The organism is Pseudomonas guariconensis (assembly GCF_015680235.1).
Classification (GTDB): domain Bacteria; phylum Pseudomonadota; class Gammaproteobacteria; order Pseudomonadales; family Pseudomonadaceae; genus Aquipseudomonas; species Aquipseudomonas guariconensis_A.
This window is the reverse complement of sequence record NZ_JADLJL010000004.1, coordinates 74,988-91,128: the sequence shown is the minus strand read 5'-3', so window position 1 is coordinate 91,128 and position 16,141 is coordinate 74,988. Positions and strand designations below refer to the sequence as shown.

The following is a 16,141-nucleotide window of genomic DNA, read 5'->3' as shown; positions in this document are numbered from 1 at the left end:
ACACACTATTTATGTCCGATGCACTCTGGGCCGCCCGCGAAGGCGACGCACTCATGCACACCTCGATGCTCGCCGATATCGTCGGCGGCGTGCTCGAGGTAGCCGCCAACGTCGCCATCGGCGCTCTAGCCACTGCAGCGGTGGCCGCGGCCCTGGGCATCACCGTGGTTACCGGGGGCCTGGGCTGCTTCGTGCTGGGCGCGGTGGTCGGCCTGGTGGTCGGCGTGGTCATGGCCAAGACCGGAGCGGATACGGGGCTCAGTCGATTATGCGAGGGCATCGGCAATGCGCTGTTCCCACCGACGGTGCAGGCGAACATCGCCACCGGCTCCAAGGATACCCGCACCAACGGTAAACCTTCTGCTCGCGCCGCCGGGGTAGTGCTCGCCCCTCCAGCGCCAATGGAGGGCGGCGCCGAAGGCACGCCGACCGAAGAGCCAGAAGAAACCTTCCTGGACATGGCCAAGGGTTTCTTCTCGCAAATGTGGCGCCCTACCGTCGCCACCCCGGCACCGAATACCGCTCCGGCGGACGATGACAAGGTCATCTGCAGCAAGCACCCACCGATGCCACCTCAATTCCTCGCCGAAGGCTCCAGCAAGGTGATGATCAACGGCCACCCCGCGTGCCGAAGTGGCGACCGCAGCACGTGCGACGCTGTGATTGTCGATGCTGGATTGATTTCGGACAACGTGCGCATCGGGGGCGAGCCGATCGTCGTACGTGAGATCCGCAGCGGCAAGACGCCAGGGATCGGGTTGGCTATCACGGCGCTGATGATGCTACGGGGACGGGGCGGCAAATTCACCAGCAAATTCGGCTGCATGCTGTTGGGTGGGATTACCAATCTGGTGACCGCTCAGGTCACCAGCGCCCTGACATCGGCCCTGGTAGGGTCACCCAACCCTGTGCATACGCCCACCGGGGCAAAGATCCTCAATGGCCCCGAAGATCTGGATTTCGATATTCCCGCACTGATCCCGTTGCACTGGCAGCGTTACTACAACAGCCATAGCGAGCGCCGGGATGGTCTACTAGGCCAGGGCTGGAGTGTCGAGTACGAAGTGTACATCGATATCCAGACACACCCCGAAGGTGGTGAGCGCCTGCTGTTCATCGATGAGCAGGCACGCTGCATCGACATGGGGAACATTCCTCCCGGCGAAGCAGCGTACAGCGCTGGTGAAGGGTTAAGTGTGCGCCGAGATCGCAATGGCGAAGTGCTTATAGAGGATCGTGATGGCCGTTATCGCCTGTTCCAACCGACGCCCGAGTCTCCGGAGCGCCTGCGCTTAGGGCAGGTGGGGGACCGCAACGATAACCGCGTGTACCTCGATTACGACGACCTGGGGCGTCTGCACGGATTGCGTGACACTTTCGGTCTGGTAGACCTGGAGCTGCACTACAGCGCACGGTGGCCAACGCGACTCGCTCATGTCGAACGACGCTACGCAGATGGCAGCAGCGAGCGGCTCGTCAGCTATGGTTACGACGATGCTGGCTCACTGGCCGAAGTCCGCGCAGCGAATGACCAGACGACAAGACATTTTGTCTATGATGCCGAACGGCACATGGTCGAACATCGATTGCCGACCGGCCTACGCTGCTTTTATGAATGGACCCGCAGTGAGGATGGCTGGCGCGTGGCTCGCTATTGGAGCGACGCGGGCGACGAATATCGCTTCGACTATGACATTGCAGCAGGCCAGACCCGCGTCACTGATGGCCTAGGAAGAGTCAGCACGCGTCGGTGGAACAGCCAGTACCAAGTCACCCGCTTCACCGATGCACTGGGCTTGACCTGGCACTTCGATTGGAACGATGAACGCCAGTTGCTTAATGCCACCGACCCGGCGGATGGACAATGGCACTTCGACTATGACGAATCCGGCAATCTGATGCAGGTCCGCGACCCTCTGGGTCGCAGCGAGTCGACCCAATGGCTGGAGCACTGGGCGCTGCCTAGGCAACGGACCGACCGCGCCGGCAATACCTGGCATTACCGCTACGACCAGCGCGGCAACTGCATTTGCCGCACCGACCCACTCGGCCACAGCACGCACATACGCTATGACGGACAGGGTCGCGCCACCGAAATCACCGACGCCAATGGCAAGACCAGGCAACTGAGATGGAACGACCTGGGACGCCTCACCATGCTGATCGACTGCTCGGGGTACCCGTCCCGCCTGGAGTATGATCACCGAGGCCATCTGGTCTGCTCGATCGATGCCCTAGGTGAGCGAACCGAGTACCGACGCGATATCCAGGGTCGCCTGCTGGAAGTGGTCTACCCCGACGGACGACGCGAACAGCTGGAATACGATGGAGCTGGCCTGCTTCTGCGCCATACCGACCCCGGCGGTCACAGCCAGCGCTACCAATATGACCGACGAGGCCTGTTGCTCCGCCATGTGGACGCCTTGGGGCGGGCTGTCGAACATCGCTACGACCCTTACGGTCGATTGCTTGTGCTGCTCAATGAGAACGGTGAGCACTACCGTTTCGACTGGGATGCAGGCGACCGGCTGGTCCAGCGTCACGACTTGGATGGCAGCTCCCGACGCTATCAATACGATGCCCTCGATGGGCTACTGCAGCTGGATCAACTGCCAGCGCCCCATGGCGATGGCCTGGCACTGGTGCCCGAACATCCGCCTGCAGCCATCAGCCATCGGTACGAACGTGACGCCGGAGGCCGACTGCTCGCGAAGATTACCAGCGATGGACGCACCGATTACCGGTACGACAAGCGCGACCTTCTGCTCCAAGCCTGCTTCACCGATGCCCAAGGCAATCGTGACCCGCTCACGTTCACTTACGACGCCCTGGGTAGAATCGTCACCGAGAGCAGCTCTGCAGGTACGTTGCAGCATGAGTACGATGAATTGGGTAATCGTTTGCGCACGGTGCTACCCGATGGTCGGGTCCTGAATCAGCTTTACTATGGCAGCGGCCACCTTCACCAAATCAATCTTGACGGTACGCTGATCAGCGATTTCGAACGCGACCGCCTGCACCGTGAAGTCCACAGGACCCAGGGCACCCTGGAAACCCGTAGCGAATATGACCGTAACGGCCGGCTGCGCGCACGTTCGAGCAGGGTACGCGGCGCCGCAATACACATGCCCGCCCCCGTGCAACAACGTTTCGAGTATGACCTGCAGGACAGTCTTCAAAGTCGCCTCGACCAGATGCCTGGGACACAACTGCAACAGTGGCTGCTACACGACGCCACTCAACGGGTGGTGGCGTGCCAGTCGTCCGATGGCAACGACGAGCGCTTTGCCTATGACCCGGCAGGCAACCTGCTCGATGGCATGTCAGGCGGCCTGGTACGCCATAATCGTGTGCTGACCTATCAAGACAAACGTTATCGCTACGATGCCTTTGGCCGGCTGGTCGAAAAGCGCAGCGCACGACGAGGCGTACAACAACTGCGCTATGACGCCGAACAACGTCTGGTCGAGGTGCGGAGCCGGCAAGGCGGCCATGAGCGTGTGGTACGCATGCGCTATGACCCGCTGGGGCGGCGGGTGGAAAAAAGTCAATACGATGCGTACGGCCGATTGCTCATGCAAACCCTGTTCAGCTGGGACGGCTACCGGCTGCTAGGAGAGCAACGACATGGCTTGGAAAGCGTATACCTGTATATGGGCGATAGTTTTGAACCGCTGGCCCGAATTGATGGCAACGGCGCGCATCAACAGGTGCGCTATTTCCACAACGACCTCAGCGGCCTACCTGCGCGCCTCACGGCCAGCACTGGCGAGGTGATCTGGAAAGCGCGCTATCAGGTGTGGGGCAACACCGTGGAGGAAGTTCGGGAAGCGCCCATGGTCGAGGAGCAGAACCTGCGTTTCCAAGGCCAGTATCTGGATCGGGAAACAGGTCTGCACTACAACCTGTTCCGCTATTTCGACCCGGATATCGGACGCTTCACCCAACCCGACCCGATCGGCCTGGCGGGCGGCTTGAATCTCTATCGCTACGCCCCAAACCCCGCCACCTGGATCGACCCTCATGGCCTGGCAGTGTGCAGGTTGAGCAAGGAGGACCGTGACAATATGGGCCCTAAGCCCGCCGGCATGGTCAATCCACACCGCCATCATGTGGTACGTGAGTCGGCGCCAGGTAATTGGAAACCGGAAAACCGGGCCTACATCCTTGGTGCGCAAAAAATCATGAAAGACTTTGGCATCGACATCAACACCGACCCGCGCAACTTCACGTGGGCAAGGAATGGTGGTCGAACCCATACCGTCGCCGCTGCCAAGGAAGTATTCACTCGTTTGAACGAGGTGAAACACCTCGGTCTGAAAGAAGTCGAACGCGTGCTTGCAGAGCTGCGCCAGGAATTCACACAGGAACTAGTCGGCCGATGAACGATTCACAAGCCCGTTATGCAGCGCACGAAGCACTGCTCAACCAACTCTACAAATCCGTGGAAGCAGGGGCGCTCGAGGATGTCCGCCAGGTCGCCGATGCTCATCCCGAACTGCTGTCGCTGACACGCTTCGGCAACCCCGACGCCGAAGGTTTGCTGCATATAGCCGCTCGCTTTGGCCAGGATGCAGTATGCGCCTTGCTAATCGAGCGAGGTCTGGAACTGGACTGTCCAGCCCGTCGACATGGACGCGCAACCCCTCTGGAGCTCGCTGCCGGCGGTGGTCATGCCAGCACCTGCCAGTATCTGCTCGATGTCGGTGCTCAGGTAGAAGGGCAACCCGACAGCATTTGTGGGCCGCTGCTGGCTGCAACGATTGCAGGTCACCCTGCAATCGTCGAACTGCTGCTGCGCCACGGTGCTGCCGTCAACCGGCTGCATCGCGTGGGCAACTACAGCGCCGTGGATGCCGCCCTTGCCTGGAAACATGAGCAAATCGCCGGGCTGCTGCGGGCCCATGGCGGCAAGAGCATCCATGACATCCGCAACGACGAAGTGCCCGAAGGTGGTAACTCAATCCTCAACTTCGTGCACGACACTGTAGGTCGTGTCCTGCCACAGGTTTTCAGCCCAAGCGCCGAAGACCCTCGCGCCAGCCTGCATATCAGCCTTGTAGACGGCAAGAACGAGTTCAAGTTGCTGTTCACGGTCGGCCTGTTCCAGGCTGCGCCAATGACGGAATTGTTCATCTGCCTTCCCGGGGACTGGGCACTACCTCACATCGATGGAGACCCGAACGATCCGTGGCGCTTCCCGGTACGGGTACTGTCACGTTTATCCCACCGGACCTTCGGGCAAGGGCCGTTGCTCGAGGGGGCATTGATTCTGCGTGAAGACGACGCATTCTCCGATCTGCCATGGCCGGCACAGGTAGATGCACTGCTGGTGGTAGACAAATCCTGGAGTCAAAGCGACAGCGATGACGCTATTCCAGAGAGCGAGAAGGTCCACTTGTTGACCCTGGCACCGGTGAAGTTCACTCGCAAAGGCGCTCCAACGGGTGAGGCGCTGGTAACGCTCGTCGAACGCAAGCGCAAGGCCAGCTGGAAAGCCCTGGCTCTGAGCGCTCCGGATTGAGACGGCGCGCTCGCCCGGAAAAATGACTCACGTCACCGATTTCAAGTACAAGGACCAATGATGAACTTCACCTTTCGCACCAGTACCACGCAGAAGGCGCATTGGGAGGCGTGCGAGAAGCGCCATGTTCCCTATATCGAGATCAGTGACGTCAATGAGCGCTACCAGAACATCTTCTACGACGTGACCAATCTTCCAGGCGATCTGGAACAGATTTCCGAAGACGTGAAGAAGCTCTACAGCGCCTACATCGAGTTCTGCCTGATTCCCCGCAGCGACGTTGAATACCTGTTCGACCAGTATTATTTCTTCAACCTGGCCGTGAAATCCGAGCATGCCCAGGGCCTGGCCCAGCAGTTGTTCGTCTATTTGTGCGAAAAAATCGGTATCCCGTCGAACCCGCCCTCCTAGGCAAATGGATGTACGCCAAACCACCCAATCCGGGTGATCGCGGTGTTCTATGCAGCAGGCCGAGGACACGCTCTACCCACGGCCCTACGAAGACAAACCTTGAAATGCTTTCCATCGATGCGCTATAGCTAAAAAGGCATCCATAAAGAAAAGAGGCATTACAAGCCCCCATGCACGAGATCACACGTATCTATCGGTCCCATGGCCCGCTTGCCGGTTTGCTCGGCAAGGCCACCGGGCCCTTCCCTGCCGTTGTCCGCTCCACCCTCGGCTGTTCTCCACTTTCGACACTGTTCCACACTTTGTCGATCCCGCCTCGGGACATGCTGCTGGCGCACAAACGCAAGCGTCCCGTGCCTCCGCCTTCCTGCTGACACCTGAAGCCTTCGCCCATCCACAGCCCTAGGCCCATTGCCGTTCGGGGTTGGGGAGGTCTTGCCTTTGATTTGTGTTAACAGGACATCTTCATGACTATTCGTGTCGCCATCATCGGCGCCGGCCCGTCTGGCCTGGCGCAACTGCGTGCTTTCCAATCCGCCCATGCCAAGGGCGAGCCCATGCCCGACATCGTCTGTTTCGAGAAACAGGCCGACTGGGGCGGCATGTGGAACTACACCTGGCGTACCGGGCTGGACGAGCATGGCGAGCCGGTTCACGGCAGCATGTATCGCTACCTCTGGTCGAACGGGCCGAAGGAGTGCCTGGAGTTCGCCGACTACAGCTTCGACGAGCATTTCGGCCGGCCCATTTCGTCCTACCCGCCTCGCGAGGTGCTCTGGGACTACATCCAGGGACGGGTGAAGAAAGCCGATGTGCGCCAGTACATCCGCTTCAACACCGTGGTCAAGGCGGTGCGCTTCGATGCTGAGCGCCGCACCTTCACCGTCACCGCCCACGACTATGCCGCCGGCCAGGGCATCGAGCAGGAATTCGATTATGTGGTCGTGGCCAGCGGGCATTTCTCGACGCCGAACGTGCCGTCGTTCCCGGGCTTCGAGCGTTTTTCCGGGCGCATCCTGCATGCCCATGACTTCCGCGATGCGCTGGAATTCGCCGGCAAGGACGTGCTGATCGTCGGCAGCAGCTACTCGGCCGAGGACATCGGCTCGCAGTGCTACAAGTACGGCGCACGTTCGATCACCAGCGCCTACCGCACCCAGCCCATGGGCTACCAATGGCCAAAAGGCTGGGAAGAGCGCCCGCAACTGCAACGCGTCGAGGGTGATGTGGCGCACTTCGCCGACGGTTCCAGCAAGCGAGTGGACGCGATCATCCTGTGCACCGGCTACCAGCACCACTTCCCGTTCCTGCCCGACGAGCTGACCTTGCGGACCAGCAATCGCCTGTGGCCGCTGGGCCTCTACCAGGGCGTAGTGTGGGAGGCCAACCCGCAGCTGATGTACCTGGGCATGCAGGACCTTTGGTACAGCTTCAACCTGTTCGACGCCCAGGCCTGGTTCGCCCGCGACGTGATGCTCGGCCGCATTCGCCTGCCCGACCAGGCCGGCATGCAAGCCGACAGCGCGCGCTGGCGCGCCGAAGAGGAGGCCTTGGAAACCACTGCATCGATGTATGAATTCCAGGGCCGGCATATCCAGCACCTGATCAGCCAGACCGACTACCCGAGCTTCGACATCGATGCCGTCAACCGTATCTTCCTCAAATGGAAGAACGACAAGAAGCACGACATCATGGGCTACCGCGACCGCTCCTACCGTTCGGTGATGACCGGCACCGCCGCCGTGCCCCATCACACGCGCTGGCTGCAGGCGCTGGACGACTCACTGGAGGAATACCTGCGCGAGACCGCCGAGCCGGGTGACGTGCGCGCTCTCAGGCAGGACAAGGGCTGAACCCAACCCGACTGTTGCAGGGCAACGAGGTACCGCGCTTCATTGCCCCTGCAACACCTTGAGCGCAGCCTCGGCCAGGAGCCCCTAACGGTTTTTTGTTCGGGGTGGTTCTTCATAAAGCGGTCTGCTTCACAGCCAGGTAACAGTCTTTTACCGAAACCCCTGGTTTTCCCCGCGTGGCCTTTGCCTATCCTAGATCGGGTCATCCCGTCAGCGATGGATCCATGAAACACGCATTCTCCACCCGTTACGCCTGCCTGGCCGCCTGCCTGCTGTTCACGTTCGCCAGCTTCCCATTTCTTGCCCGGCACGTCTGGGTCTGGCCATTCACGCTGGTGACCGCCCTGCTCAGCCTGGTCGGTCTCAACGACATGCGCCAGAGCCACCACGCAGTGCGGCGCAATTACCCGATCCTGGGCCATATTCGCTACCTGATCGAGACCATCCGCCCAGAGATCCGCCAGTACCTGATCGAGGGCGATGACGACAAGCTGCCCTTCTCCCGCTCCCAGCGCTCGCTGGTGTATGCCCGGGCCAAGAATGAAAGCGCCGAAAAGGCCTTCGGTACGCTCAACGATGCCTACAAGCCTGGCTTCGAATTCATCAGCCACTCGATGCTACCGGTGGCAACGCCGGACCCGGCCTCGTTTCGCATCGCCATCGGCGGGCCGCAGTGCCAGCTGCCGTATTCGGCATCGATTTTCAACATCTCGGCGATGAGCTTCGGCGCCCTCAGCGCCAACGCCATCGAGGCCTTGAACAAGGGCGCACGCCTGGGCCGGTTCGCCCATGACACCGGCGAGGGCAGCATCAGCCCTTACCACCGCGAGCATGGCGCAGATCTGATCTGGGAGATCGGCAGCGGCTACTTCGGCTGCCGTACCGAAGAGGGGCGCTTCGACCCGGCGCGCTTCGCCGAGCAGGCGCGCGATCCGCAGGTGAAGATGATCGAGATCAAGCTCAGTCAGGGCGCCAAACCGGGCCATGGCGGCATCTTGCCGGGGCACAAGGTCAGCCCGGAAATCGCCGCCACCCGAGGCGTTCGAGTCGGAGAGGATTGCATTTCGCCTGCCGCTCACAGCGCCTTCCGCACCCCGGTTGAGCTGTTGCAGTTCGTGGGTCGCCTGCGCGAACTGTCCGGCGGCAAGCCGGTGGGCTTCAAATTCTGTCTGGGCCATCCCTGGGAATTCATGGGTATCGCCAAGGCCATGCTGGCCACCGGTATCACCCCGGATTTCATCGTGGTCGATGGCAAGGAGGGCGGCACGGGCGCAGCGCCCAGAGAGTTCAGCGACAACATGGGCGTGCCGATGCGCGAAGGGCTGATGTTCGTGCACAACACCCTGGTGGGCCTGAACCTGCGCGACCGCATTCGCATCGGTGCGGCGGGCAAGATCGTCAGTGCCTTTGACATCGCCAGCGTGCTGGCCATCGGCGCGGACTGGGTCAATTCGGCCCGCGGCTTCATGTTCGCCATCGGCTGCATCCAGTCGCAGAGCTGCCACACCAACAAGTGCCCGACCGGGGTTGCCACCCAGGACCCACTGCGCCAGCGCGCACTGGTGGTGCCGGAGAAGGCCGAGCGGGTCGCGAGCTTTCATCGCAACACCTTGCATGCGCTGGCCGAGATGCTTGCGGCGGCGGGCCTCGAGCATCCGTCGGAGCTCAAGCCCAAGCACCTGGCGCGACGTATCAGCCCCAGCCAGATCAGCCTGTTTTCGGAGCTGCATCAGTTTCTCAAGCCCGGCGAGTTGCTCAGCGGCTCGATCGAGAGCGAGTTCTATGGGCGGATGTGGCGGATGGCGCGCAGTGACAGTTTTGCGCCGCAAACGGTAGAGGCGATGCCGATGGCGGCGGTGATACGCCGTAAGGAAACGACTCCAGCATAAGGAGCGCTGCGCGTCCCAATCGTGGGGCAAGCCCGCTCTCACAAGTACTGCGCAGCTCTCAGGTTCGGCGCTGCTGTCCCGCGATTGGGAACTTGAAAAGAAAAGCCCCGGACGAACCGGGGCTTTCGAGAGACGCGATCAGGATCAGAAGATGCTGATCGGGTACTCGACGAATACGCGTACTTCGTTGCCGTCGTCGTTGTAGCCGTTCTGGCGGACTGCGGTATTGGTGCGTACGAAGGAGCTACGCAGCTTGACCGACAGGTCCTTGGCCGGGCCTTCTTGGACGACGTAACGGATCTGGTTGAAGATCTCGCGTTCCTTGCCCTCACCGAAGCCCTGCGGGTTGGCCGCGTTGCGGGTGTTGATGTTGTCACCCACTACATAGGCGACCTTGTAGGTCAGGCCTGGGATACCGAAGGCACCGAAGTCCAGACCGTAGCCCAACTGCCAGGAGCGTTCGTCCTCGGCGTTGAAGTCGGACCAGTAGGAGTTGGCCAGGTAGATGGTCGAACCACCGTCGCCCACGCCACCACGGTTCTGGTACCAGCCGTAGTTGTAGCCGGTGTCACCGGTGCTGCGCTGGTGCGCCAAGGTGATCGAGTGCGGGCCGAAGGCGTAGGTGGCTGCCAGGCTCCAGATGGTGTTGGAGTCGCCGTTCAGGCCGGCGGCACGCACGTACTTGTTGTCGATGTCCGACTTGTAGCCGTTGAAGTCCAGGGTCAGGGACTGGTCGGCCGCGATCGGGAAGACGTAGTTCAGGCCCAGGTAGTGCTTCTTCATGACATCTTCGTTGTCGGCGGTGTACAGCGCCGCGGTGAAGTTGTCGGTGAACTTGTAGCTACCGCCGAACACGTTGATCGACTTCAGGCCACCGCTGTCACGGCCCTCGGCGCTCTTGCGCGCTTCCTGGGTGAAGCGACCGGCGTTCAGCTCCAGGCCTTTGATCTCCTTGGAGGTAATCAGGGTGCCGGTGAAGCTCTCTGGCAGCAGGCGGGCGTCGTCGTATTGCAGCACGGGCAGGGCCGGCATCTGGTCACCGTACTTGAGCACGGTGTTGGAAACACGGAACTTCACTGCCGCGCCGCCACGGGCGAGGTTGTGCGGGGAGTTGGCCGGTGCAGTGTCGCTCGGCTTGAAGAAGTCGACACCAGCACCACCGTTGTGGCCCTTGCCGCCGTCCAGGCGGATGGCGTACAGGCCGAAGGCATCGACGCCCACGCCCACGGTGCCCTGGGTGAAGCCGGAATTGAAGGTGCCGATGAAGGCCTGGCCCCACTCGATCTGGTCGTCGGTGCTATGCTTCTTGTCGCGGTTGATGTAAGCGTTGCGCAGAAGGACGTTAGCGTGGCTGTCCTCGATAAAGCCCTTGCTTTCGGCCTGCTCGTTGGCCTGGGCCTGGGTCGCGGCGATCATCGCCAGTGCGACCAGGCTGATCCTGGTTTTCAACATCTTGTTTTCCTTATTTCTTAATCAAAAACGCTCTGCACTATGACGCCAGGAACCAACGCCCCTTCGTAGGTTCGACGCTATGCGGATCCAGACTGAAAGGCCCGCCATGGTCGGGAGCGGGCCTTGTTCAGAAGCATGGCCAAGTCATGGCCAGCAGGCGTTGGACGAATCCTAGCCGCCCCTGCTTCGGAATGTCAAAAAGTCGTGAAATGCAGGTCGTTATAACCAAATTCTCTGGTTCATCCAGGGTATTTTCAGACATATCCCGGCCAGCTTGAGAAATTTCCTCTAGTAGATCGGCTTTCCGGTGAAACAGGCTCCCTTGCTGCGGTCTGCATGCCCACTTGGCGCTTATTCATCCGAGAAATGGCGGCCCAGAGCGACGGCAACGGTGTTTTTTACAAACTGAAACATATGTAAAGACAAGCGCTGACAAATATCTGTGCAATCGCTAATAACTCCCATTAACATCCGCATCCTTTTTTCACCTACCTTAGTTTGCGGATGTACCCATGCCTGTTCCTTGTCGTCTCTCACGCTTGACCCTGGGCCTGTCGCTGATTTGCAGCGCGGGCCTGGCCAGCGCTGCCACCACTTTCTTGCCAGAACTGTCGGTCACCGCCGACAGCGAACGGGAAGAGGACAATCCACGGGTACGCGAAGTCAGTACCGCCACACGCACCTCGACCCCGGTACGCTACGTGCCCCAGGCGATCGACACGGTGAAGGCCCGCAACAGCCTGGACTACGGCCACTACAGCCTGGGCAAGGCGCTCGAAGGCATCCCCAACGTCAGCAGCGGCGCCGACACCCGCTTCGACAGCCTGCGCATCCGCGGCTTCGACGCCAGCAACGACTTCTACCTGGACGGTGTGCGCGACGACAGCCAGTACACCCGCGACCTGCATAACATCGAACGGGTCGAGGTGCTCAAGGGCCCCGCTGCGGTGCTCTATGGCCGTGGCAGCCAGGGCGGTATCGTCAACCGGGTGAGCAAGGCGCCGGAGCATGGCCGCCGCTCCAGCGTCGAAGCCCAGGCCGGCAGCGAAGACCTGCGTAGCCTGTACGCCGACCTTAACGCCGACCCGACCGACACCATCAGCCTGCGCCTGAACCTGGGTAATCAGGACAACAACAGTTTCCGCGACGGCATCGACGGCAGCCGCCAGCTGTTCGCACCGTCCATGAGCTGGCAACTGACCCCTGAGCTGAACTGGTTGGTGCAATACGAGTACAGCCGCTATAACCGCACACCTGACCGGGGCATCCCAGGTAACCCGCTGACCGGCCGGCCCGCCGATGTCAGCCGCCATACCACCTACGGCGATACCCAGCGCGACTACATCGACGACCGCGCACAGACCCTGCGCTCGCGGCTGAACTATGAGCTCAACGATCAATGGCAGCTGCGCCACACGCTGAGCCTGTTCACCCTGGAAAGCGACTTCGACAACACCTACCAGACCGCCTATAACCCCGCCACCGGCCTGGTCAGCCGCCAGCGCTGGCAGCAGGATCTGAGCACCCGCAACCTGTTCAACACCGTGGAGCTGGAAGGCCGCGTGCAAACCTACGGGCTCGAGCACACGTTGCTGGTCGGCCTGGAGATAGGTGAGCAGCGACGCAATTCGCTGTTGCACTCGGGTGGCAGCAGCGTGCCCTCGGTGCCGCTGTCCGGTGCGACACGCGCGCATCAGCACAACGGCGCGATGAAGGTTTCCAGCGACAACCACACCGAAGTGCAGAGCGCCGGCCTGTACCTGCAGGACCAGATCCGCCTGAACGATCAATGGCAACTGCTCGCCGGCGTGCGCTTCGACCGCTTCGAAGTCCAGACCACCAGCAAGCTGAAGAACCTCACCGAAAAGCAGGAGAGCACCAGCACCAGCCCTCGCCTGGGCGTGGTCTATTCACCCTGGCGCGACCATTCCTTCTATGCCTCCTGGAGCAAGACCTTCTCGCCGGTGGGCGGCGGGCTGATCGGCATAACACCTGGTGCGCCCGGCAACGGCAACGATGCAGGCCCGGAGCTGACCCGGCAGAAGGAGATCGGGGTCAAGAGCGACTGGCTGGACGAGCGCCTGAGCACCACCCTGGCCATCTATGAACTGGAACTGTACAACCGGCGTACCCGCGACCCGAACAACCCGGACCTGATCCAGCTCAGCGGCCTGCAGCGTTCGCGCGGTATCGAGCTGACCGCCATGGGCAACCTCGTCGGCAACTGGTATGTACGCGGTGGCATCGGCTTGCAGGATGCGATCATCGCCAAGGACAACAACGGCCAGCAAGGCAACCGCATCAACGATGTGGCCAAGCGCAACGCCAGCCTGTTCGTTACCTGGAAGCCCGAGCTTGGCTGGTACGCCGAGACCGGCCTGACCCTGGTGGGCGAACGCTATGCCGACAACCAGAACACCGTCCTGCTGCCAGGGTATGGCCGCTGGGATGCCCTGGCCGGCTACCGCACCCGTGACTGGGACGTGCGGGCGGCCCTGAGCAACATCACCGACAAGACCTACTACAGTTCGGCGACCAGTGCCGGGCAGATCCAGTTCGGTGATCCACGCAGCCTGGTGGTGACCGGGACCTACGCGTTCTAATGATGACCTTTGGGGGCGCTGCGCGCCCCATCGCGGGGCAAGCCCGCTCCCAGGGAGGTGCGTTGTTCTCTGCGCGACAGCGCAGCCCGAAGGGCTGGGTGGTCTCCTACAGGATCACGTAGGCCCCAAGATTGGTGGAGGCCTGCGGGCTTATCCCGCGATGGGGCCTCGCTTTCTCAATGCCAAACCGCGATCAAGGCCTCGAGCTCGGCCTCGCTGAGCAGCCCCTGTGGATATCGCCCACCCAACAGCCGCCTCGGATCGTCCACCTCAGCCCGAGTGTTTCCATGCTGCCTCAACCATTGCGCCAGGCGCCGGAACGACTCGTGATCCATCGTCGGACGAGAAACAGCTGCATTGTTCATGTCCACATGCTCTCCTGGGGCCGGTGAGCGCCTAAGGTACTGGGCTTTTGTTACAGAAAGGCATCGCCCTATCTCTCTGAAATCCATGAAAAAACGAAATAAAAAAAGGCCACCCCCTGCCAAGGAAAGTGGCCCTGAAACGCTTGCCTGCGGTCGGTCGCGGCTTAGATATTCGGCACCTTCTGCCAGACCTTCGGGCGGAAGAACAACGTCTCCCCGCGCGCCAGCCCGCTCAGGCTGTCGTGGTCCTTCACCACCTCCGCTTCGATCAACTCGCTCTGGCCCGGCACCTTCAAGGTAACGCGCGTGGTCGCGCCAAGCGGCCGGATGTCGCGCACCTCAGCGGCCTGGTGACCCTCGGTCTCGTGCCGCGACAGCGACACCTCGTGGGGGCGGAACAGCACATGCTGGCCTTCGCTCAGGCTCAGGCGGTTGGAATCGCCCAGGAAGTGGTAGACGAAATCGTTGGCCGGATTTTCATACACCTCGCCCGGCGAGCCGATCTGCTCGATCACACCCTTGTTCATCACCACGATGCGGTCGGCCACTTCCATGGCCTCCTCTTGGTCATGGGTCACGAACACCGAGGTGAGGTTGATGTCCTCATGCAGGCGCGCCAGCCAACGGCGCAGTTCCTTGCGCACCTTGGCATCCAGGGCACCGAACGGCTCGTCGAGCAGCAGCACCTTCGGCTCCACTGCCAGGGCGCGGGCCAAGGCGATACGCTGGCGCTGGCCACCGGAGAGCTGTTCGGGGTAGCGGTCGGCAAGCCAGTCGAGCTGAACCATGTTCAACAGCTCATGGACCTTCTCGGCGATGCGGCTCTCGCTCGGGCGCTCGCCCTTGGGCTTCATGCGCAGGCCGAAGGCGACGTTGTCGAACACGCTCATGTGGCGGAACAAGGCATAGTGCTGGAACACGAACCCAACGTTGCGATCACGCACATCGTGGCCGGACACATCCTCGCCGTGGAATACGATGCTGCCCTGGTCCGGCGTCTCGAGGCCGGCGATGATCCGCAGCAGGGTGGTCTTGCCGCAGCCGGAAGGCCCGAGCAGAGCCACCAACTCGCCGCTGTTGATATCCAGGTTGATGTTGTCCAGGGCCTGGAAGGCGTTGAAGCGCTTACTGACGTTACGAACTTCGATCGACATGAATTATTCCTCCGCTGCGCCGTGGCGCAGGCGGTTAATACGGTTCTCGCTCCACTGCTTGAGCAGCAGGATGAAGAGCGCCAGGATCAGCAGCAGGCTGGCCACGCTGAAGGCCGCGACATGGTTGTACTCGTTGTAGAGGATCTCCACGTGCAACGGCAGGGTGTTGGTAACGCCGCGAATATGCCCGGACACCACCGACACCGCGCCGAACTCGCCCATCGCCCGCGCGGTGCACAGCACCACGCCGTAGATCAGGCCCCACTTGATGTTCGGCAGGGTCACATGCCAGAACATCTGCCAGCCATTGGCGCCCAGCAGTCGTGCGGCTTCCTCTTCCTGGGTGCCCTGCTCCTGCATCAGCGGGATCAATTCGCGAGCGACGAAGGGCACGGTGACGAAGATGGTCGCCAGGACGATGCCCGGCAGGGCGAAGACGATCTGGATATCGTGGTCCTGCAGCCACGGGCCGAACAGGCCCTGGGCGCCGAACATCAGCACATAGACCAAGCCGGCGATCACCGGCGAGACCGAGAACGGCAGGTCGATCAGGGTGACCAGGATGCTCTTGCCACGGAAGTTGTACTTGCTCACGCACCAGGCCGCGCTGACGCCGAACACCAGGTTCAGCGGCACCGAGATGGCCACGGCGAGCAAGGTGAGCTTCAGGGCCGAAAGGGCGTCAGGCTCGAAGATCGCCTCGAAGAAGGTGCCGAAGCCGTTCTTCAACGCCTGGGACACCACGATGAACAGCGGCAGCAGCAGGAACAGCACGAACACCAGCCAGGCCAGGCCGATCAATAGGCGACGCGAGGTGGCGCTGCCCCTGCGGGCAGCGTTGGCCGCAGCGGCGGCGCCAAGGGATGAACTGGACATCTACCGGGCCTCCT

The 16,141-nt window shown here is 61.6% G+C and carries 9 protein-coding genes; 6 read left to right on the top strand and 3 right to left on the bottom strand.

Annotation, left to right across the window (positions count from 1 at the left end; genetic code table 11):
- The first annotated feature begins 11 nt into the window (after nucleotides 1–11).
- The 5 genes from IRZ56_RS04860 (at nucleotide 12) to IRZ56_RS04840 (ending at nucleotide 9,677) form a co-directional block, all read left to right on the top strand.
- Complete coding sequence (locus IRZ56_RS04860; protein ID WP_196143887.1) at nucleotides 12–4,385, top strand: RHS repeat-associated core domain-containing protein; 4,374 nt, start codon at nucleotides 12–14, stop codon at nucleotides 4,383–4,385.
- A complete protein-coding gene (locus IRZ56_RS04855) occupies nucleotides 4,382–5,524 on the top strand; it encodes an ankyrin repeat domain-containing protein (RefSeq protein WP_196143886.1) in 1,143 nt (380 codons plus the stop codon). The genes IRZ56_RS04860 and IRZ56_RS04855 overlap by 4 nt, the downstream gene beginning before the upstream one ends.
- Before the next feature lie 60 nt (nucleotides 5,525–5,584).
- Nucleotides 5,585–5,935: a hypothetical protein gene (locus tag IRZ56_RS04850; protein WP_196143885.1), complete on the top strand. Its 351-nt coding sequence runs from the start codon at nucleotides 5,585–5,587 to the stop codon at nucleotides 5,933–5,935.
- Nucleotides 5,936–6,402: 467 nt separating this feature from the next.
- Nucleotides 6,403–7,788, top strand: coding sequence for a flavin-containing monooxygenase (locus IRZ56_RS04845; protein ID WP_196143884.1), 1,386 nt, complete (start codon nucleotides 6,403–6,405; stop codon nucleotides 7,786–7,788).
- 224 nt (nucleotides 7,789–8,012) lie between these two features.
- Nucleotides 8,013–9,677: an FMN-binding glutamate synthase family protein gene (locus IRZ56_RS04840; protein WP_196143883.1), complete on the top strand. Its 1,665-nt coding sequence runs from the start codon at nucleotides 8,013–8,015 to the stop codon at nucleotides 9,675–9,677.
- 144 nt (nucleotides 9,678–9,821) lie between these two features.
- Here IRZ56_RS04840 and IRZ56_RS04835 read toward each other — a convergent pair whose 3' ends face one another.
- Nucleotides 9,822–11,129, bottom strand: coding sequence for an OprD family porin (locus IRZ56_RS04835; RefSeq protein ID WP_196143882.1), 1,308 nt, complete (start codon nucleotides 11,127–11,129; stop codon nucleotides 9,822–9,824).
- 512 nt (nucleotides 11,130–11,641) lie between these two features.
- On the opposite strand from IRZ56_RS04835, the gene IRZ56_RS04830 reads away from it, so the two are divergent.
- Nucleotides 11,642–13,732: a TonB-dependent receptor gene (locus IRZ56_RS04830; protein WP_196143881.1), complete on the top strand. Its 2,091-nt coding sequence runs from the start codon at nucleotides 11,642–11,644 to the stop codon at nucleotides 13,730–13,732.
- A 529-nt stretch (nucleotides 13,733–14,261) separates the two neighbouring features.
- Here the strand turns inward: IRZ56_RS04830 and IRZ56_RS04825 are convergent.
- The gene (locus tag IRZ56_RS04825) at nucleotides 14,262–15,251 is read right to left on the bottom strand and encodes a sulfate/molybdate ABC transporter ATP-binding protein (RefSeq protein ID WP_196143880.1); all 990 of its coding nucleotides are present in this window, start codon (nucleotides 15,249–15,251) and stop codon (nucleotides 14,262–14,264) included.
- A 3-nt stretch (nucleotides 15,252–15,254) separates the two neighbouring features.
- Nucleotides 15,255–16,127 (bottom strand): sulfate ABC transporter permease subunit CysW, encoded by an 873-nt coding sequence (cysW, locus tag IRZ56_RS04820; RefSeq protein WP_196143879.1) that lies wholly within the window; start codon nucleotides 16,125–16,127, stop codon nucleotides 15,255–15,257.
- Nucleotides 16,128–16,141 lie beyond the last annotated feature (14 nt).